Raw genomic sequence first — 17,175 nt, forward strand, 5'->3', positions numbered from 1 at the left:
GCGCGACCACAGCGGGCCGCGAGTTCCCGCCCTGTCCCCCGCGTGCCAGCCCCGGGTCAGGCCGGGGCGAGGGGGAGGGTGAGGCGGGCGACCAGGCCCCCGCCCTCGCGCGGGAGCAGGGTGAGCTCGCCGTTCATCGCCCCCACCAGCGCCTCGACGATCCACAGCCCCAGCCCGGCGGTGCCGCGCCGCTCCCCCAGCGCCACGCCCTTGGCCGTGACCAGGCCCTCCTGTCCCGGCGGGAGGCCGGGGCCGCGGTCGCGCACCTCGGCGACCAGCATGCCGTCGACGTGGCCCAGGTCCAGCTCGACGGGTTCCTGCCCGCTGTGCCGAGCGGCGTTCTCGACGAGGTTGGTGAGCACCCGGCGCAGCCGCTGCGGATCGCACCGCACGGCCGCACCCGGCGGCGCCACCGTGATCCGACGACGGCCGGGCGCGACCGCGGCCGCGTCGAGCACGGCCTCGGCCAGCTCGGCCAGCACGACCCGCCGGTCGGTGACCCGGCCGAGCGGGCTGCCGTCCCGCACGGCCAGGTCGGCGAGGCCCTCGAGCATGTCCTGCAGGTGCACCGCGTGCTCGGCGAGCAGCCGGGTCGCGGTGCGCGAGGCCTCCGGCGACAGCGCACCCTTCGCCAGGTCCGTGGTGAGCGCGGTCAGCGAGGCGACGGGCGTGCGGAACTCGTGCAGCACCACGCGCACGCCGTCGAGCCGGGCCTGCTGCGCCGCGACGAGCCGGGCCCGCAGCTCCCGCTCCGAGAGCAGTTTCTCGTGCTCCGCCGCTGCCCGGGCCCGCGAGTCGGCGGCCTCCTGCAGCTGGCGCTCGAGCATCCGCACCAGCACGCCGACCAGCACCGCGGCCGCGACCAGGAACCCGCTCCACCAGGCCCCCGTCAGCAGCCGCTCGGACACCGGGACCTCCGGGTCCGACCCGAGCAGGCACGCGACGGTGAACCCGATCCCGACGCCGAGGGCGCCGAGCCGGCCCAGCACGGGCCCGCTGCGCAGCGACATCGCGATCGCGATCAACGGCAGCACCGCGACGAAGATGCTGGCCGCGCCCCCGGTGAGCCCGCAGGCCACCAGGACCAGCACGCCGTCGACCACGGTGATCACCGACGGCCGCACGGGCAGCTGCCACTCCGCCCACTCGGTCACCACCAGCGCGGCAGCGTAGAACGCCGTGCCGATCACGATGCCCCACACCACCAGCGGGCGGCCGCGGGCGAGCTCGGGCCCGACGGCGAGCGCCAGCCCGACGGCGACCACGACGATCGCGCGGATCACCACCGCGGCCCGCTCCTCGGCGGAGTCGGAGCGCCGCGTCCAGGGGTCCCAGCGCAGCGCGCCGGGATCGGTCATGGCCTCCGCGAGCGGGTCCACCCTGCCGTCCGTCGGGCTCGTCACCGGGCCTCCCGTCGCCGTCGGTGCAGGTCGAGCGTCGTACGGAGAGTAGGTCCGACGAGGCCGTGTCTCTCAACCCGGCGCCGCCGGGCCGGGTGATCCACGTCGGGAGCGGTGGTGGCGGGTCGGGGGACACGGCCTAGGCTCCGGGCCGTGCAGGAGGGGCCCCACACCGTCGTCATCGTGGACGACCACGCGCTGTTCGCCCAGGGCCTGGCCCTCCTGCTGGAGTCCCGCGCCGGCGACACGTTCCGGGTCGCGGGGTCCGCCACGGCCGGCGAGGAGGCCGTCGCGCTCGTCGGGAAGAACCGCGCGGACATCGCCGTCGTCGATCTCGCGCTGCCGCCGCTCGGCGGGGTCGAGACGATCCGCCGGATCAAGGCGGCCTACCCGGGCACGAAGGTGCTCGCCCTGTCCGGGACCGAGGACCTGGACCTGGCCGCGGCCGCGCTGCGCGCCGGGGCGGACGGGTACCTCGGCAAGTCCGCCGATCCCGCGGTGCTCGTCGCGCCGCTGCTGTCGCTGCTCGCGGGGGTGAAGGTCGTCCGTGGCGAGCTGCTCGAGGCGTTGCTGGCCTCCGCCGACCGCACCGCCGACGGCGTGCTCGACACCCTCTCCGAGCGGGACGTCGAACTGTGGCGGCTGCTCGCCCGCGGGCTGGAGACCAGCGAGATCGCCCGCCCGATGCTGGTCAGCGAGCGCACGGCGAAGCGGATGATCGCCTCGTTGCTGCACAAGCTCGGCGCGGCGAACCGGATCGAGGCGGCCGCGCTGGCGGGCCGGGCCGGGCTGCTCGACGAGCGCCCCTAGCCGTCTCCCCGGTGCCGCACCGCGGGTCCGTGCGGGCCAGGCGTGGCCCGGCCGGGGAGTCGCCGCCGGTGGCCCGGGCGGGCCAGACTCCCCCGGCAAGCGAGCGAAAGGGGCTGCGACGTGGCGGCGTTCCAGAACGAGGCCGAGGTCTACGAGTACCTGGGCGGGGTCTTCCGGTTGGGCATGGAGGACGCGGCGCTGGTCGAGAAGCTGAAGCCGTCCGGGGTCGTCCTGCGCATCACCTACACCGACCCCGATGCCGTGCTCACCGTGGACATGCCGAACTCGGAGATCCACGAGGGCGCCGGCAACGGCCCGGAGCCGAACGTCGAGCTGTTCATGAGCGCCGACACCGGCAACCGGTTCTGGCTCGGCAAGGTCGTGCTGCCGGTGGCGCTGGCCAAGGGCCAGGTCCGCGCGAAGGGCCCGGTGGCCACGCTGCTCAAGGTGCTGCCGCTGGCGAAGGGCCTGTTCGGGCCGTACAAGGCGATGCTCGAGGAGAAGGGCCGCAGCGACCTGCTGGCGGCCTGATCCCCCGCGTCGCTCGATGAGGTGAGGTCCGGGCACCCGGCGGGGCCCGGACCTCACGGAAGATCGATACTCCCAGCGGGCCCACCACGGGCCCGCCAGGGAGGCGCGGCGTGAGCGGTGAGCGGACCGGGTCCGGCGAGCGGGCCCCGGGCGGGCTGCCCGAGACCCTGAACATCGACGTGCAGATGTGGACCTCGCTGCGCGGCCGGCTCCACGACTTCACGACCGTGGTGTGCGACGCCCCGGACCCCGCGCCCCGCGACACCGACGAATGGCACCGCTGGGCCACGGAGTACCTGCAGGTCGTCGCGGAGCAGGACGGCTGGCAGCCGGGCCGGTACTACTACCGGGCCGAGGTCCGCGACGACGCCGACCGCACCGAGCAGGTGCTCATGCAGAACCACTGGGAGTACCGGACCTGAGCCGGCCCACCGCGGGTCCGGCCCGCTGCGGCCCCCGTGGCCTCCGTGGGCGGGCCGCCGCCTCCTCGAGCCGGCGGAGGATCTTCTTCACGTCGCCCCACGGCGTCGCCGTGTAGTGCGGGAGCTCCCGCAGGGCGCGGCTGTCGGCGCCGTAGCGCGGCGCCAGGATCGCGATGAGGGTGAGGACCGAGAGCAGGATCGTCGCTGTCATGACTCCACTCTGGCACCATTGGCCTGATTCTCCATGGCCAATTTCGCGGAGGTGGACCGGTTGGACCCCCTGGACCCCGGCACGCGCCGGATCGGCGGTACGAGCTTCGCCCGCCTGCTGGGCAGCTGGCGCCCGGCGGACCAGCGCGGCCTCGCGTCGGCGCTGACCGAGCGCGTCCGGCTCCTCATCCTGGACGGCCGGCTGCCGCTCGGCACCCGGATTCCGGCCGAGCGCGAGCTCGCCGGCGCCCTCGACGTCAGCCGGACGACGGTGGCCGCGGCCTACGAGGCCCTGCGCACCGACCGGTTCCTCGAGAGCCGACGCGGCTCGGGCAGCTGGACCCGCGTGCCCGGCCCGACCGGCGGGACGACGCCCGAGACCCCGTTCTCGCCGCTCACGGGCGGCGGCCTCACCGATCTCGCGCACGCCGCGCTGCCCGCGCCCACGGACGCGATCCGGCGGGCCGCGGCGGCGGCCGTCACCGAGCTCGACGGGCAGATCGGCGGCCACGGCTACACCCTCGCCGGGATCCCGGTGATGCGGGAGGCCGTGGCGCGGCGCTTCACCGAGCGCGGCGTGCCGACCAACCCCGACCAGGTCCTCGTCACCTCCGGGGCGCAGCACGCGATCGCGCTGGTCCTCACGCTGCTCGCGGGCCCGGGCGACCGCGTCCTCGTCGAACACCCGACCTACCCGAACGCGCTCGACGCCATCCGCGGCCGCGGCGCCCGGCCGGTCCCCGTGCCGCTCGGCCCCGACGGCCGGGAGCCGGCGTGGGACCTCGATCTGCTGACCGCCACCGTCCGGGACACCCGTCCCGCCCTCTGCTACCTGGTGCCGGACTTCCACAACCCGACGGGCGCGGTGATGCCGCCGGAGGTCCGCGCGGGGGTGGTCGAGCTGGCGCGGCGGACCCGCACCCCGCTCGTCGTCGACGAGACCCTGACCGAGCTGCCGCTCGACGTCCCGGCCCCGGAGCCGGTCGCCCGGCACGCGCCCGACTCGCCCCTGCTGATCACGATCGGCTCGGCGAGCAAGGTGTTCTGGGGCGGGCTGCGCATCGGCTGGATCCGCACCTCGGCGTCGCTGGTGCGGCGGCTGGCCGCACTGCGGCCGTCGATCGACCTCGGCGGCGCCGTGCTCGACCAGATCGTCACGGCCCGCCTGCTCGGCGAGGTCGAGGCGGTGGTGGCCGAGCGCCAGGAGACGCTGCGCGCCGCCCGCGCCGACCTGTGCCGCCGGCTCGCCGCGGACTTCCCGCAATGGCGGCCCAACGAGCCGACGGGCGGGCTGAGCCTGTGGGTGGACCTCGGCGAGCCGGTGTCGAGCCTGCTCACCGGGGCCGCCCGTCGGCACGACGTCCTGCTGGCCGCCGGGCCCCGCTTCGGCGTCGACGGCGCGTTCGAGCGGTACATCCGGCTGCCCTACACCCTGCGGCCCGAACCCGCCGCGGCCGCGCTCGAACGACTCACCGCGGCCTGGCAGGGTCTGCGGCACCAGCCCGACGGCGGCGCGGCGGACCAGATCGCCGTGGCGTAGCCGGGACGGCGTCCTGTGGCCCGGGCCGCTGACCCACGGGCCGCGGACCCGTAGAGTCCTGAACGATCGATCGATGAGGAGGATGGAAGTGGGCACTCGCAGCGGACCCCTCGCGGGCGTACGGGTCGTCGAGCTCGCCGGCATCGGACCGGGGCCGCACGCGGCGATGATCCTGGGCGACCTGGGCGCCGAGGTGGTCCGGATCGACCGGCCGGGCGGCCTGAAGATCGGCGGTGACGCCGACCCCACCCTGCGCGGACGGCGCCGGGTGGCCGCCGACCTCAAGACCCCCGAGGGTCGCGAGACCGTGCTGAAGCTCGTCGAGAAGGCCGACGTGCTGCTCGAGGGATACCGGCCCGGCGTCACCGAGCGGCTCGGCGTCGGCCCCGCGGACTGCCACGCACGCAACCCGAAGCTCGTCTACGGCCGGATGACGGGCTGGGGCCAGGACGGTCCGATGGCCGACCGCGCGGGCCACGACATCAACTACATCTCGCTCACCGGTGCGCTGCACGCCATCGGCCGCGGGAACGGCGAGCGCCCGGTGCCGCCGCTGAACCTGGTCGGCGACTTCGGCGGCGGCTCGATGCTGCTGGTCATCGGCGTGCTCGCGGCGCTGTACGAGGCCCGTGGCTCCGGGGAGGGCCAGGTCGTCGACACCGCGATGGTCGACGGCGCCAGCCTCCTGGTGCAGTCGGTGTGGGGCATGCTCCGGCAGAAGTTCTGGCAGGACCAGCCGAACAGCAACCTGCTCGACGGCTACGCCCCCTTCTACGACACCTACACCTGCGCTGACGGCAGGTTCATGGCCGTCGGGGCACTCGAGCCGCAGTTCTACGCGGAACTGCTCAAGGGTCTGGAGATCGACCCCACCGAGCTTCCGCCGCAGATGGACATCCCGTCCTGGCCGATCATCAGGGAGCGGTTCACCGAGGTCTTCAAGACCAAGACCCGCGACGAGTGGGCCGCGATCTTCGACGGCACGGACGCCTGCACCACCCCGGTCCTGGCCTTCGGCGAGGTCGCGCAGCACCCGCACATGGCCGCCCGGAACACGATCGTCAGCCCGGAGGACACCCCGCAGGCCGCTCCCGCGCCGCGCTTCTCCCGCACCCGCACCGAGGTGCCGGGCCGCCCCGCGGACCCCGAGACCGTCGACCAGATCCTGGCCGACTGGGCCTGACGCCGGCCCCCGGAACGACGAAGGCCCCCTCCGGGATCCGGAGGGGGCCTTCGCGTCGGACGATCAGACGGTGTCGTCGACCAGCAGGTTGCGGGTGCGGTTGGGGTCGACCGGGATGCCCGGGCCCGTGGTCGTCGAGACGGTGATCTTCTTGATGTAGCGGCCCTTCGCGGCGGACGGCTTGGCCCGCAGGATCTCGTCGAGGGCGGCGCCGTAGTTCTCCACCAGCTTCTCGGTGTCGAACGAGGCCTTGCCGATGACGAGGTGCAGGTTGGCCTGCTTGTCCACCCGGAAGTTGATCTTGCCGCCCTTGATGTCGTTGACGGCCTTGGCCACGTCCGGGGTGACGGTGCCGGTCTTCGGGTTCGGCATCAGGCCGCGCGGGCCGAGGATGCGGGCGATGCGGCCGACCTTCGCCATCTGGTCGGGGGTCGCGATCGCGGCGTCGAAGTCCAGCCAGCCGCCCTGGATCCGCTCGATCAGGTCCTCGGCGCCGACGACGTCCGCACCGGCGGCCTCGGCCTCGGCGGCCTTGTCGCCGACGGCGAACACGATGACCCGGGCGGTCTTACCGGTCCCGTGGGGCAGGTTCACGGTCCCGCGGACCATCTGGTCGGCCTTGCGGGGGTCGACGCCCAGCCGCATGGCGACCTCGACGGTCGCGTCCATCTTGCTGCTCGAGGTCTCCTTGGCCAGCTTGGCGGCCTCGAGCGGGGAGTACAGGGCGTCGCGGTCGATCTTGGCCGCGGCCTGCTCGTAGATCTTGCTGCGCTTTGCCATCTTCAGTCCTTCGCGAAGATCGTGGTAGGAGCCGCGCCCGGCTCTCCCACGCGTTCGGGTGGGGTCAGTTGACCGTGATGCCCATCGACCGGGCGGTGCCGGCGATGATCTTCGCGGCCTGGTCCAGGTCGTTGGCGTTGAGGTCGCGCATCTTGGTCTGCGCGATCTCCCGCACCTGGTCCATGGTCACGGAGGCGACCTTGGTCTTGTGCGGCTCGCCGGAGCCCTTCTCCACGCCGGCCGCCTTCAGCAGCAGCTTGGCCGCGGGCGGGGTCTTGAGCTCGAACGTGAACGAGCGGTCCTCGTACACGGAGATCTCGACCGGCACCACGTCGCCGCGCTGGGCCTCGGTAGCGGCGTTGTACGCCTTGCAGAACTCCATGATGTTGACGCCGTGCTGACCCAGCGCGGGGCCGACCGGCGGGGCCGGCGTGGCCGCGCCGGCCTTGATCTGGAGCTTGATGATCGCGGAGAGCTTCCGCTTCTTGGGTGGCATCCTTGATTCCTCGTGATCGTCCTACGCGCCGCGGACCTGCCCGCCGCGACGGAGTTCGTGCACCGTCAGATCTTGGAGACCTGACTGAAGGCCAGCTCGACGGGCGTCTCGCGGCCGAAGATGGACACGAGCACCTTCAGCTTCTGCGCGTCGACGTTGACCTCGTTGATCGTGGCCGGGAGGGTTGCGAACGGGCCGTCCATGACGGTGACCGACTCGCCGACCTCGAAGTCGACCTCGACCGTGGCCCCACCGCCGGTGGCGGCGGCCGCGCCGCCCGCACCGGACGTGGCGGCGGCCTTCTCCTTCGGCGCCTCCTGCTTCGGCAGCAGGAACTTCAGCACCTCGTTCAGGGTCAGCGGCGAGGGCCGCGACGTGGCCCCGACGAAGCCGGTGACGCCCGGGGTGTTGCGGACGGCGCCCCACGACTGGTCGTTGAGCTCCATCCGGACCAGGATGTAGCCGGGCAGCACCTTGCGCTGCACCTGCTTGCGCTGGCCGTTCTTGATCTCGGTGACCTCTTCGGTGGGCACCTCGACCTGGTAGATGTAGTCCTCGACGTCCAGGGTCTGCACCCGGGTCTCGAGGTTCTGCTTCACCTTGTTCTCGTAGCCCGCGTAGGAGTGGACGACGTACCAGTCGCCGGGGGCGCGGCGCAGCGCCTCCGTCATCTCCTCGATCGGGTCGACCTCCTCCTCCTCGACGCCAGCGCCGTCGGCGCCGGCCTCGAGGTCGCCCGGGTCGGCCTGCTCGCCGACGGCGGGGACGGCCTCGGCGGCCTCCGACCCGAAGTCGACGTCCGCCGCGTCGTCCTCGACGGCGTCCTCCGCCTCCTCGGCCTCGACCGCCTCGTCGGCGGTGTCGGTGTCGGTGTCGGTGTCGGCGGTGCTGTCGGAGCTGTCGGAGGCCTCGGCGCCGTACGCCACCTCGACGTCGGTGTCCTGCACCGTCGTCTCGTCCTCGGCCGGTCGGCCGTCTGGGGAGGTCACGTGCTTCTCGCTTCCTTCGTCAGCGTCGTCGTGCTCGATCGGGGTCGGTCCCGGCTCACCTGCGGGCTAGGCGCCGAACAGGGCTTCCACGCCCAGCCCGAACACCCAGTCCAGGAGCGACACCAGCGCGACCATGAAGGCGACGAAGACGAGCACGACGATCGTGTAGGTCACCAGCTGCTTGCGCGTGGGCCAGATGACCTTGCGCAGCTCCGCCACGACCTCGCGGAGGAAGCGGACCAGCCTGGCGAACGGCGACGCCTTGCGGGGCGCCCCGGCGCCGCGCGAGGGCGTCGGACGGCCCTTGCCCGGCGTGGTCACCGCGCCGGCACCGGACGACGACGGCGACGTGCGCCGTCCGCGGCGGTCTGCCGCGGACGTCGGGCGCTCCCGCCCGGGCTCACGCTCGTCGCTCACCGCTCGTCCTCACCGGCGGGCAGACGCCCGCCCCTCGTCTCGTTCCTGCTGTCGTCCCAGGTGGCAGGGGTGACAGGACTTGAACCTGCAACCTGCGGTTTTGGAGACCGCTGCTCTGCCAGTTGAGCTACACCCCTACGCTGCCCCGACCCGCCGCGTCGGGGACCCGACGGGTTCGGAGCAGGCACACCGGAAGATCCGGTGCGCCCGGCGAACCGAGTGTACGGCACACGGTCCGGGGCCCTTCACCCGCGGCCCCCCGGGGGAGCTCCGCGCGGGTCCGCGGGCCGAAACCCGCTCGCGCGAGGGTACGCGCGGTGCGCGAGGATGAGGGCCATGTCCGCACCGACAGCATCGACCGCCGGAACGTCGCAGAAGCCCCGGATCTCCACCCGGATCGGGAACATCGCCGAGTCCGCCACCCTCGCCGTCGACGCGAAGGCCAAGGCGCTCAAGGCCGAGGGCCGGCCGGTGATCGGCTTCGGCGCGGGCGAGCCGGACTTCCCCACGCCGCAGCCGATCGTCGAGGCCGCCGTCGCCGCCGCGCAGGACCCGAAGAACCACCGCTACTCCCCCGCGGGCGGGCTCCCCGAGCTCAAGGCCGCGATCGTGGAGAAGACGAAGCGGGACTCCGGCTACGAGATCGCCGCCACCCAGGTCCTGGTGACCAACGGCGGCAAGCAGGCCGTGTACGAGACCTTCGCGACGCTGCTCGACCCGGGCGACGAGGTCATCCTCCCGGCCCCGTACTGGACCACCTACCCCGAGGCCATCGCCCTGGCCGGCGGCGTGACCAAGGTCGTCGTCACGGGATCGGAGCAGGACTACCTGCCCACGGTCGACCAGCTCGAGGCCGCCCGCACCCCCGCCACCAAGGTGCTGCTGTGGTGCTCGCCGTCGAACCCGACCGGCGCCGTCGCCCCGCGCGAGCTCACCGAGGCCGTCGGCCGCTGGGCGCTCGAGAACGGCATCTGGGTGGTCACGGACGAGATCTACGAGCACCTGGTCTACGACGGCGCCGAGGCCGTCTCGCTGCCCGTCGCCGTCCCCGAGCTGGCCGACACCACCGTGGTGCTCAACGGCGTGGCCAAGACCTACGCGATGACCGGCTGGCGGGTCGGCTGGATGGCCGGCCCCACGGACGTCATCAAGGCGGCGACGAACCTGCAGTCCCACCTGTCGTCGAACGTCGCGAACGTGTCGCAGCGCGCGGCGATCGAGGCCCTCACCGGCCCGCTGGACGCCGTCGCCGAGATGCGCACCGCCTTCGACCGCCGTCGCCGCACGATCGTCGAGCTGCTCTCGGCGATCCCCGGCGTGCAGTGCCCCACGCCGAAGGGCGCCTTCTACGTCTACCCGGACGTGCGCGAGCTGCTGGGCAAGCAGATCCGCGGGCAGAAGATCGAGACCAGCCTCGACCTGGCCGCCGCCGTGCTCGAGCACGCCGAGGTGGCCGTCGTGCCCGGCGAGGCCTTCGGCACCCCGGGCTACTTCCGCCTCTCCTACGCCCTGGGCGACGACGACCTGAAGACCGGCGTCGAGCGGATGGGTGCGCTGCTGCGCGAGGCCCAGTAGAGGACTCCGGACACACACGAGGGGCGGGCGCCGACGGCACCCGCCCCTCGTGTGTGTGTCGGGGTTACTTGTCGAGCTCGGCGAGCGCGGCGAGCGCCGAGGCGCGCTGGAAGTACTTCCACTTCGCGAGGTCGCCGACCGACTTGATGCCGAGGCCGGCCAACTGCTCGTCGTGCTTCTCGGTGAGGCCCTCGAGCGCCGACGGCGGGGCGGAGAGGATCTCCGACGCCGTCTTGTCCTCCCAGGCCTTGTCCACCAGCTTCCCGAACTTCACGTGGTGCTCCCTCCGTGCGGTGCGGGCCCTCGCGGACCCGGGACGCAGGCAGCATCGACCCACTCGGCGATCACGGCAACCGGACACGCCCGCCGCCTCAGCCGGGGAGGACGACCTCCGCGGTGGCCCTGCCCAGCACCGACCTGCCGTCGAACACGGCCTTGACGTCGATCCGCGCGATGCGGACACCGTCCGACTCGGTGACGTCCGCGACCGTCCCGGTGATCTCCACGAGGGCACCGGTGTCGTCGTCCGGGACGACGACGGGGCGGGTGAAGCGGGTGCCGTAGCTCCGCACGAGCGAGGGGTCACCGACCCAGTCGGTGACGACCCGGCCTGCCACGGCCATCGTCAGCATCCCGTGCGCGATCACGCCGGGCAGCCCGGCGACGCCCGCGACGCGGTCGCTCCAGTGGATCGGGTTGAAGTCGCCGGAGGCGCCGGCGTAGCGGACCAGGTCGGCCCGGGTGAGGTGCAGCCGCAGGGGCGGCAGCTCGTCGCCCTTCACGGGGTTCTGCGGGGTGCTCATGCCTGGGTCACCAGCAGCGAGCTCGTGGTGGCGACCGGCTCGCCCGCGGCGTCGGCCACCTCGCAGCGCAGGGTCAGCATGTGGCTGCCCGCGCGCGTGCGCAGCTCGTCGACGTGGATCGTGGTGAACAGCTCGTCGCCGCCGTGGATCGCGCGGTGGAAGGTGATGCGCTGGTCGCCGTGGACCATCCGCGTGTAGTCCCAGCCGAAGTCGGGATCCCGGAGGAACGCCTCGATCAGCGGCATGGTGAACGTGGTCGAGAACGTCGGCGGCGCGACCAGGTCGGGGTGACCGGCCGCGCGCGCGACGTCGAGATCACGGCTCAGCGGGGAGGTGTCCCCGATCGCCGCGGCGAACTCGCGGATCTTCTCGCGGCCGACCTGGAACGGACCGGCGGCCGGGAGGGAACGGCCGACGAAGGACTCGTCGGGCACTGCCGTCAGCGGGTCTCGCGGTGGGCGCGGTGGGTGCCGCAGTTCGGGCAGAACTTCTTGACCTCGAGCCGGTCGGGGTCGTTGCGCCGGTTCTTCTTGGTGATGTAGTTCCGGTGCTTGCACTGCTCGCACGCCAGCGTGATCTTCGGCCGGACGTCGGTGGCCTTCGCCATCGCGGGTGCCTCCTGCTTAATTCCTGCTTCGAGCTCGGATCGTGTGTGTAGCGGTGGCCGGACTTGAACCGGCGACACAGCGATTATGAGCCGCTTGCTCTACCGACTGAGCTACACCGCCTCGCGAAGCCGGTCACACCTACCTCGCTGGAGCCCCTTTACGGAATCGAACCGTAGACCTTCTCCTTACCATGGAGACGCTCTGCCGACTGAGCTAAAGGGGCGGCACGGCCCTCCGGGGACTTCCCCGTCGGACCTGGAGAACTCTACACAACCCCCTCCGCGGGCCGCCAACCCGGGGGTCCCCCTCCCCGTTCCCGCAGCTCCGGCGCCCGCCCGGGTACGTGGAGCGGGTGCAGCAAGAGTAGTGAGTGGCGATCACCGCCGGAGCGACGATCGCCACTCACGGGTGTGCCGTGGGGCTCCCGGCGCCGCTAGGCGTGCCGGGCGACGACCTCCTTGCGCCGCTCGATGCGGGCGATCTTCGCCGTCGTCGCCATCAGACCTTCTCCCCCCGCGCGCGGATGCGCGCCACCGCGGCCTCGACGCCGATCCGGTCGACCAGCCTGATCGCCTTGGCCGACAGCCGGAGACGGACGTGCCGGTTCTCCGACGGCAGCCAGTACCGGCGGTCCTGCACGTTGGGGTCGAACCGGCGCGGGCTGCGCCGGTGCGAGTGCGAGACGGTCCGGCCGAAGCCCGGCTCGCGGCCGGTCAGCTGACACCTGCGGGACACGCGCTCACCCCCGTCCCGCGTGCGGGTACGGCAGCAGGGCCATCTCCCGGGCGTTGCGGATCGCGACAGCGACCTGACGCTGCTGCTGCGGCGTCAGGCCCGTCACCCGGCGGGCGCGGATCTTGCCGCGGTCGGAGACGAACGTCCGCAGGAGAGCGGTGTCCTTCCAGTCGACCTCGGTGAGGCCGCGGACGTGCAGCGGGCTGGCCTTCTTCCGCGGCGACCGGACGGGGCGCGCCGGCGGCTGCGCTGATGGTCGGCTTCGCATGCTCCGCCTCAGCGCTCCTCTCGGAACTCGACGTGCCGGCGGACCACCGGGTCGTACTTGCGCAGCACGAGCCGGTCGGGGTCGTTGCGGCGGTTCTTGCGGGTCACGTAGGTCGTGCCCGTGCCGGCGGTCGACTGCATCTTGACCACGGGACGTACGGCGGCGGACTTGGCGGCCACGCCACCCTCCTCTCGTATTGGGAACGATTGTCATTTACGATAACACCCGCCGACCCCGTCCCCTTCCCGAGGAGGGCCCATGCCCGACACCGAACTGCTCGTGGTCACGGGCCTGTGCACCGAGGGCGTGGAACGCGTCCTCGCCCGGCTGCGGACCGCCGATCCCGACGTCGTGGTCGTGCACCACGACCTGCGTGACATCGCCCGCGGGCGGCTGCACCGCCGGATCCGCGACGGCGACACCGACACGTGGACGGCGCTCGAGCTGGCCCACGGCTGCGTGTCCTGCACCCTGCGCGAGGACCTCCTGCCGACGCTGCGCCGCTTCGCCGGCCGGGTCCGCCGCGTCGTCCTGCACCTCGACCCCGCCCTGGAGCCCGAGCAGGTGTGCTGGGCGCTCGCCCACGTCCTGGTGGACGGCGTCGTGCTCACCGATCTCGTCGACCTGCGCGGGGTGATCACCGCCGTCGACGCCACCGGCTGGCTCGACGACGCCACCAGCGAGGAGCCCGTCACCGAGCGCGGCCTCGCCGACCTCCCGGACGACATGCGCACGGTCGCCCAGGTCGCCGTCGCGCAGGCGGAGTTCGCGGACCTGCTCGTGCACACCGGCTCCGCGCCGGCCTGGGAGCACGCCCGGGTCGACGCCGTCCTGGAGCGGCTGGCGCCCACCGCGCTGCGGTCCCGGCTCGCCGAGCTCGACGACGACGCGGTCCTCCTGCGCCGCACCCACGCACAGGCCCGCCGTGGCCGGCCCGACGACGTCCACGGCCCGCTGCTGCGCGGCGCCCCGCCGCTGACCACCGACTGCGGGGTGCGGCTGCTCGTCTTCTCCGCACGCCGCCCCTTCCACCCCGACCGCCTGCACGAGGCGATCGACCTGCTGCTCGACGGCGTCGTGCGGACCCGCGGGCGGATCTGGCTCGCCACCCGGCCCGACGACGTCCTGTGGCTGGAGTCCGCCGGTGGCGGCCTGCGGATCGGGCAGGCCGGCGAGTGGCTCGCCGGGCAGGACCCCGAAGCGTGGGACGAGGTGTCCGACGAGCGGCGGGCGCTCGCCGCGCTCGGCTGGCACCCGCGCTTCGGCGACCGGGCCCAGGACGTCGTCGTGCTGGCCCACGCGCTCGACGCCGACGGCCTCGACGCCGTCGAGGCCGGCCTGCGGTCCGCCCTGCTCACCGACGCCGAGCTCGCCGCCGGCGAGGAGACCTGGCCGGCGCTGCCGGATCCGTTCGGGTTCTGGCACACCGACCCCTGCGGCGACCCCGAACCCGCGGGCCGGGAGGCCGAGCGGTCCCGGGGAGAGGAGTCCTGAGGGGTGGCGGGGCTGCTGCACCCCGAGGGGTAAGGCGACCCCTCAGGCCCGGTGCGCGGCGGTGGCCCGGGACGGCGTGACCGACCGATGTCCGGGGGCACCCCTCAGGCGGAGTGTCATCGTCATGCTCTTCCTGGAGACGATGGTCGACGAGCACCGCAGCGCCCTCCTCGCGGAGGCCGACCGCTTCCGCACGGCCCGCCTGGCCCGGCTCTGGCGGAAGGGGCGGCGGGAGCCGCCCCGCATCCCCGTACCCCCGCCGGTGCCGCACGAGAAGTCGGCGCTGAGCGGGCAGTGCCGCGCGGCGTGAGGGGGACGCCCGCGGAACTCGCCCGGAACGGTCGGGGGTCCGTGCGAGCATGACGCCCGTGCCACGTCCGGGGGTGGGGATCGGTCTGGTCGGTCGGGGGGCCGAACGGGCCGTCCTCGCCGCTGCGCTCGAGAGGGCGCGCTCCGGGCGGGGCACGGGCGTCCTGCTGTCCGGCGACGCCGGGGTGGGCAAGTCCCGGCTGATCACGGAGCTGTCGGCGGAGGCGTCCGGGTCGTCCGGGGCCCCCGGGGCGGGCGCGCTCGTCCTGCTGGGGCGGTGCATCGACACGGCCGGCGTGGAGCTGCCGTACCTGCCCTTCACCGAGATCGTCGGCCGGCTGCTCGCGGAGCACCCCGAGCTGGCCGAGCGGCATCCCGGGCTGCTGCGGCTCGTCCCCGGCGAGTCGTCGGCCGAGCGGGGCGGGCGCGAGCTGGGCCAGCTGCGGGTCTTCGAGGCGCTGCTGTCCGCCCTGGAGACGATGTCGGCCGCGGGGCCGCCCGTGCTGCTGGTCCTCGAGGACCTGCACTGGGCCGACCGCTCGAGCCGCGACCTCCTCGTCTTCCTGCTCTCCCGGCTCGGTGCGGGGCGGCTGCTCGTCGTGGCCACCTACCGGGCGGACGACCTGCACCGCCGGCACCCGCTGCGACCGGTGCTCGCCGAGCTGGTGCGGCTGCCCGCCGTCGAGCGGCTGGAGCTCGCGCCGCTGCCCCCGGCCGATGCGCTCGCCCTGGTCACCGCCCTCGCCGGCGACCTCGGGCTGCAGGAGCGCGAGCTGCACCGGCTGGCCCGGCGCAGTGAGGGCAACGCCTTCTTCGCCGAGGAGCTCGTCTCAGCCGCAGGCGGCGGCGCCGGCCTGCCCGAGGCGCTCACGGACGTGCTGCTGGCGCGGTTCGAGCGGTTGCCCGCACCCGCGCGGCAGGTGCTGCGGGTCGCGTCGGTGGCCGGGCGGAGCGTCGCCGACGCCACGTTGGCCGAGGTCAGCGGCCTGGGCACCGCGGAGTTCGAGGAGGCCGTCCGCGAGGCGGTGGCCCATCACGTCCTGGTGCCGGACGAGCGGGGCGACCTCGCCTTCCGGCACGCCCTGCTGCGCGAGGCGGTCTACGGCGACCTGCTGCCCGGCGAGCGGGCGCGGATCCACTCGCGCTACGCCGACCTGCTCTCCGCGCGGCTGGCGCAGCCCACCCCGCCCGGCCGGCCCTCGCCCGTCGGCACCTCCCCCGCCGCCGCCCTCGCGCACCACGCCCTCGCCGCCCACGACCTGCCCCGCGCGCTCGCCGCGTCGGTGCGCGCGGCCCGCGAGGCGGACCGGGTGGGGGCTCCGGCCGAGGTCCTGCGGCACGCCGAACGCGCCGTCGAGCTGTGGTCCGCGGTACCCGACGCCGCGGCGGTCGCGGGCGCGGACGAGATCACCGTCACGCTCTGGGCGGCCTGGTCGGCGAGCGCCACCGGCGACCCGGACCGCGGCATCGCGCTGAGCACCCGGGCCCTCGAACTGGTCGACGCCCACACGGACCGCGAGCGCGCCGGCGAAGTCCGGGTCCGGCACGCCATCCGCCTGCTCGAGCGCACCGAGGCCACCGCGGCCGCCGCCGCGACCGTCCGGGAGGCCGTCGACCTCCTCCGGGACGGGCCGCCCACGGCCGACCTCGCCTGGGCGCACGCCATCCTGGCCCGTGCGCTCTGGCGGACGGACGACGTCCCGGGCGTACGCGAGCACGGCGCGGCCGCCCTGCGGATCGCGCGGGAGGCCGCCGCGGCCCTGCGCGCCGGCACCGCCGAGCCCCACGGCGAACACGGGGACGCGGACCCGGACACGGCGCTCGCGGAGGCGTTGCAGGACGTCGCGGCCGTCGAGGCGGACGCGCTGATCAGCCTGGCCGTGGCGGAGGAGTTCGAGGGCCGCGGCCCGCGCAGCCGGGAGCTGCTGTCCGAGGCGCTGCCGCTGGCCCGGGGCTCCGGGAACATCGGCGTGGAGCTGCGGATCTTCTACAACCGCGGGATGTCGTTCCTCGAGGAGGGCTCCGCGGCGGCTGCGGCGGCGGAGTTCGCGGCCGGGGGCCGGCGGGCCACCGAGACCGGCACCACCTGGAGCGGCTACGGGATGGACCTGCGGGTCGCCCGCCTGATGAGCGAGTTCGTCGCCGGCGACTGGGAGGCCGCGGAGCACACCGCGCGGCTCGGCGGGGCGATGGTGGCCCCGGTGGTCGCGGGCCGGCTCGCGGCCGCCGGCCTGCTGGTCGAGGTCGCCCGAGGCCGGCTCGCGGAGGCCGAGCGGCGCTGGGAGGAGCTCGACTCCCGCGAGCAGGAGGACGACCAGGTGGTCCTCCTCCTCGGCGGCGCCGGCGTCGAGGCGGCGCTCTGGCGGGGCGCGCCGGAGGAGGCGCTGCGCCGGGCGGAGACCGCGCTGGCCGACCTGGAGCGGCTCCTCCCGCACCACATCGCGGCGATCATGCTCGCCGCACTCGGCCTCGCCGCCGTGCCCGAGGGGGCGCACGAGCAGGCCGAGCGCCTGCTCGGCGCCGCGGAGGAGGCCGCCGAGAAGGGCATCCCGCGGTCCGGCTCGCTGGGCGTCGAGGGGCGGGCGTGGCTGGCGCGGGCGCGCGC

At 74.2% G+C, this 17,175-nt stretch carries 22 protein-coding genes and 3 tRNA genes; 9 read left to right on the forward strand and 16 right to left on the reverse strand.

The genetic code is table 11. The features are described 5' to 3' along the window. Positions 1–56: 56 nt before the first annotated feature. Positions 57–1,403, reverse strand: a complete 1,347-nt coding sequence (locus tag AB0B41_RS31160) for a HAMP domain-containing sensor histidine kinase (RefSeq protein ID WP_358209664.1) — start codon at positions 1,401–1,403, stop codon at positions 57–59. Positions 1,404–1,553: 150 nt separating this feature from the next. Here AB0B41_RS31160 and AB0B41_RS31165 point away from each other — a divergent pair, with 150 nt between their 5' ends. The 3 genes from AB0B41_RS31165 to AB0B41_RS31175 all read left to right on the forward strand — a co-directional run bounded on the left by AB0B41_RS31165 (position 1,554) and on the right by AB0B41_RS31175 (position 3,163). After that, positions 1,554–2,210 carry a response regulator transcription factor gene (locus AB0B41_RS31165; protein WP_358209665.1) on the forward strand — a complete coding sequence of 219 codons (657 nt, stop codon included), beginning with the start codon at positions 1,554–1,556 and terminating at the stop codon, positions 2,208–2,210. 120 nt (positions 2,211–2,330) lie between these two features. Then, the gene (locus AB0B41_RS31170) at positions 2,331–2,741 is read left to right on the forward strand and encodes a sterol carrier protein (protein ID WP_358209667.1); all 411 of its coding nucleotides are present in this window, start codon (positions 2,331–2,333) and stop codon (positions 2,739–2,741) included. 110 nt (positions 2,742–2,851) lie between these two features. After that, positions 2,852–3,163 (forward strand): hypothetical protein, encoded by a 312-nt coding sequence (locus AB0B41_RS31175; RefSeq protein ID WP_358209669.1) that lies wholly within the window; start codon positions 2,852–2,854, stop codon positions 3,161–3,163. Here the strand turns inward: AB0B41_RS31175 and AB0B41_RS31180 are convergent. Then, positions 3,132–3,374 (reverse strand): hypothetical protein, encoded by a 243-nt coding sequence (locus AB0B41_RS31180; protein WP_358209671.1) that lies wholly within the window; start codon positions 3,372–3,374, stop codon positions 3,132–3,134. The two genes, AB0B41_RS31175 and AB0B41_RS31180, sit on opposite strands and share 32 nt — an antisense overlap. Before the next feature lie 33 nt (positions 3,375–3,407). On the opposite strand from AB0B41_RS31180, the gene AB0B41_RS31185 reads away from it, so the two are divergent. Together AB0B41_RS31185 and AB0B41_RS31190 are read left to right on the forward strand one after the other, a co-directional pair. Then, on the forward strand, positions 3,408–4,913 hold the full coding sequence (locus tag AB0B41_RS31185) for a PLP-dependent aminotransferase family protein (protein ID WP_358209673.1): 1,506 nt from the start codon (positions 3,408–3,410) through the stop codon (positions 4,911–4,913). 88 nt (positions 4,914–5,001) lie between these two features. Beyond that, positions 5,002–6,096, forward strand: coding sequence for a CaiB/BaiF CoA-transferase family protein (locus AB0B41_RS31190; RefSeq protein WP_358209675.1), 1,095 nt, complete (start codon positions 5,002–5,004; stop codon positions 6,094–6,096). Between the two features lie 63 nt (positions 6,097–6,159). Here the strand turns inward: AB0B41_RS31190 and rplA are convergent, their stop codons facing one another. From rplA to AB0B41_RS31215, 5 genes are all read right to left on the reverse strand, one after another. Beyond that, complete coding sequence (gene rplA, locus AB0B41_RS31195) at positions 6,160–6,876, reverse strand: 50S ribosomal protein L1 (RefSeq protein WP_358209677.1); 717 nt, start codon at positions 6,874–6,876, stop codon at positions 6,160–6,162. Between the two features lie 64 nt (positions 6,877–6,940). Continuing rightward, positions 6,941–7,372: a 50S ribosomal protein L11 gene (gene rplK / locus AB0B41_RS31200; RefSeq protein ID WP_345383506.1), complete on the reverse strand. Its 432-nt coding sequence runs from the start codon at positions 7,370–7,372 to the stop codon at positions 6,941–6,943. Between the two features lie 65 nt (positions 7,373–7,437). Further along, positions 7,438–8,361, reverse strand: coding sequence for a transcription termination/antitermination protein NusG (gene nusG / locus AB0B41_RS31205; protein ID WP_358209680.1), 924 nt, complete (start codon positions 8,359–8,361; stop codon positions 7,438–7,440). A 66-nt stretch (positions 8,362–8,427) separates the two neighbouring features. Beyond that, on the reverse strand, positions 8,428–8,778 hold the full coding sequence (gene secE, locus AB0B41_RS31210; protein WP_358209682.1) for a preprotein translocase subunit SecE: 351 nt from the start codon (positions 8,776–8,778) through the stop codon (positions 8,428–8,430). Between the two features lie 61 nt (positions 8,779–8,839). Further along, positions 8,840–8,915: transfer RNA gene (locus AB0B41_RS31215), tRNA-Trp, on the reverse strand. A 199-nt stretch (positions 8,916–9,114) separates the two neighbouring features. Between AB0B41_RS31215 and AB0B41_RS31220 the strand changes: the two genes are divergently transcribed. After that, positions 9,115–10,353, forward strand: coding sequence for a pyridoxal phosphate-dependent aminotransferase (locus AB0B41_RS31220; protein ID WP_358209684.1), 1,239 nt, complete (start codon positions 9,115–9,117; stop codon positions 10,351–10,353). Between the two features lie 64 nt (positions 10,354–10,417). Here AB0B41_RS31220 and AB0B41_RS31225 read toward each other — a convergent pair whose 3' ends face one another. The 9 genes from AB0B41_RS31225 to rpmG (AB0B41_RS31265) all read right to left on the reverse strand — a co-directional run bounded on the left by AB0B41_RS31225 (position 10,418) and on the right by rpmG (AB0B41_RS31265) (position 12,946). After that, positions 10,418–10,627 carry a hypothetical protein gene (locus AB0B41_RS31225; protein WP_358209686.1) on the reverse strand — a complete coding sequence of 70 codons (210 nt, stop codon included), beginning with the start codon at positions 10,625–10,627 and terminating at the stop codon, positions 10,418–10,420. 97 nt (positions 10,628–10,724) lie between these two features. After that, positions 10,725–11,156, reverse strand: a complete 432-nt coding sequence (locus tag AB0B41_RS31230) for a MaoC family dehydratase (RefSeq protein WP_358209688.1) — start codon at positions 11,154–11,156, stop codon at positions 10,725–10,727. Then, positions 11,153–11,590 (reverse strand): MaoC family dehydratase N-terminal domain-containing protein, encoded by a 438-nt coding sequence (locus tag AB0B41_RS31235; protein WP_358209690.1) that lies wholly within the window; start codon positions 11,588–11,590, stop codon positions 11,153–11,155. Before AB0B41_RS31235 ends, AB0B41_RS31230 begins: the two co-directional genes overlap by 4 nt. A 5-nt stretch (positions 11,591–11,595) precedes the next feature. After that, entirely contained in the window at positions 11,596–11,763 is a 168-nt protein-coding gene (gene rpmG / locus AB0B41_RS31240; RefSeq protein WP_037046058.1) for a 50S ribosomal protein L33, read from the reverse strand. Between the two features lie 48 nt (positions 11,764–11,811). Continuing rightward, positions 11,812–11,884, reverse strand: a tRNA-Met gene (locus AB0B41_RS31245). Positions 11,885–11,911: 27 nt separating this feature from the next. Beyond that, a tRNA-Thr gene (locus AB0B41_RS31250) sits at positions 11,912–11,987 on the reverse strand. Between the two features lie 275 nt (positions 11,988–12,262). Continuing rightward, positions 12,263–12,499, reverse strand: coding sequence for a 50S ribosomal protein L28 (rpmB, locus tag AB0B41_RS31255; RefSeq protein ID WP_358209692.1), 237 nt, complete (start codon positions 12,497–12,499; stop codon positions 12,263–12,265). A gap of 4 nt (positions 12,500–12,503) precedes the next feature. Then, a complete protein-coding gene (gene rpsR / locus AB0B41_RS31260) occupies positions 12,504–12,767 on the reverse strand; it encodes a 30S ribosomal protein S18 (RefSeq protein WP_358209694.1) in 264 nt (87 codons plus the stop codon). An 8-nt stretch (positions 12,768–12,775) separates the two neighbouring features. After that, a complete protein-coding gene (gene rpmG, locus AB0B41_RS31265; protein WP_358209696.1) occupies positions 12,776–12,946 on the reverse strand; it encodes a 50S ribosomal protein L33 in 171 nt (56 codons plus the stop codon). A gap of 79 nt (positions 12,947–13,025) precedes the next feature. On the opposite strand from rpmG (AB0B41_RS31265), the gene AB0B41_RS31270 reads away from it, so the two are divergent. The 3 genes from AB0B41_RS31270 to AB0B41_RS31280 all read left to right on the forward strand — a co-directional run. After that, positions 13,026–14,261, forward strand: a complete 1,236-nt coding sequence (locus tag AB0B41_RS31270; protein WP_358209698.1) for a GTP-binding protein — start codon at positions 13,026–13,028, stop codon at positions 14,259–14,261. A gap of 124 nt (positions 14,262–14,385) precedes the next feature. After that, entirely contained in the window at positions 14,386–14,571 is a 186-nt protein-coding gene (locus AB0B41_RS31275) for a hypothetical protein (protein ID WP_358209700.1), read from the forward strand. Between the two features lie 58 nt (positions 14,572–14,629). Next, positions 14,630–17,175, forward strand: a 2,546-nt coding sequence (locus AB0B41_RS31280; protein WP_358209701.1) for an AAA family ATPase, incomplete at its 3' end; no start/stop codon positions are given.

Origin of the sequence: Pseudonocardia sp. NPDC049154 (genome assembly GCF_040648315.1) — a bacterium.
Classification (GTDB): domain Bacteria; phylum Actinomycetota; class Actinomycetes; order Mycobacteriales; family Pseudonocardiaceae; genus Pseudonocardia.

Bases quoted from the DNA above. Each gene is read 5' to 3' on its own strand.
- rpsR (WP_358209694.1), bottom strand. From the start codon at position 12,767: ATGCGAAGCCGACCATCAGCGCAGCCGCCGGCGCGCCCCGTCCGGTCG.
- AB0B41_RS31185 (WP_358209673.1), top strand. From the start codon at position 3,408: ATGGCCAATTTCGCGGAGGTGGACCGGTTGGACCCCCTGGACCCCGGC.
- AB0B41_RS31275 (WP_358209700.1), top strand. From the start codon at position 14,386: ATGCTCTTCCTGGAGACGATGGTCGACGAGCACCGCAGCGCCCTCCTC.
- rplK (WP_345383506.1), bottom strand. From the start codon at position 7,372: ATGCCACCCAAGAAGCGGAAGCTCTCCGCGATCATCAAGCTCCAGATC.
- AB0B41_RS31220 (WP_358209684.1), top strand. From the start codon at position 9,115: ATGTCCGCACCGACAGCATCGACCGCCGGAACGTCGCAGAAGCCCCGG.
- AB0B41_RS31230 (WP_358209688.1), bottom strand. From the start codon at position 11,156: ATGAGCACCCCGCAGAACCCCGTGAAGGGCGACGAGCTGCCGCCCCTG.
- rplA (WP_358209677.1), bottom strand. From the start codon at position 6,876: ATGGCAAAGCGCAGCAAGATCTACGAGCAGGCCGCGGCCAAGATCGAC.
- AB0B41_RS31180 (WP_358209671.1), bottom strand. From the start codon at position 3,374: ATGACAGCGACGATCCTGCTCTCGGTCCTCACCCTCATCGCGATCCTG.
- AB0B41_RS31270 (WP_358209698.1), top strand. From the start codon at position 13,026: ATGCCCGACACCGAACTGCTCGTGGTCACGGGCCTGTGCACCGAGGGC.
- rpmG (WP_037046058.1), bottom strand. From the start codon at position 11,763: ATGGCGAAGGCCACCGACGTCCGGCCGAAGATCACGCTGGCGTGCGAG.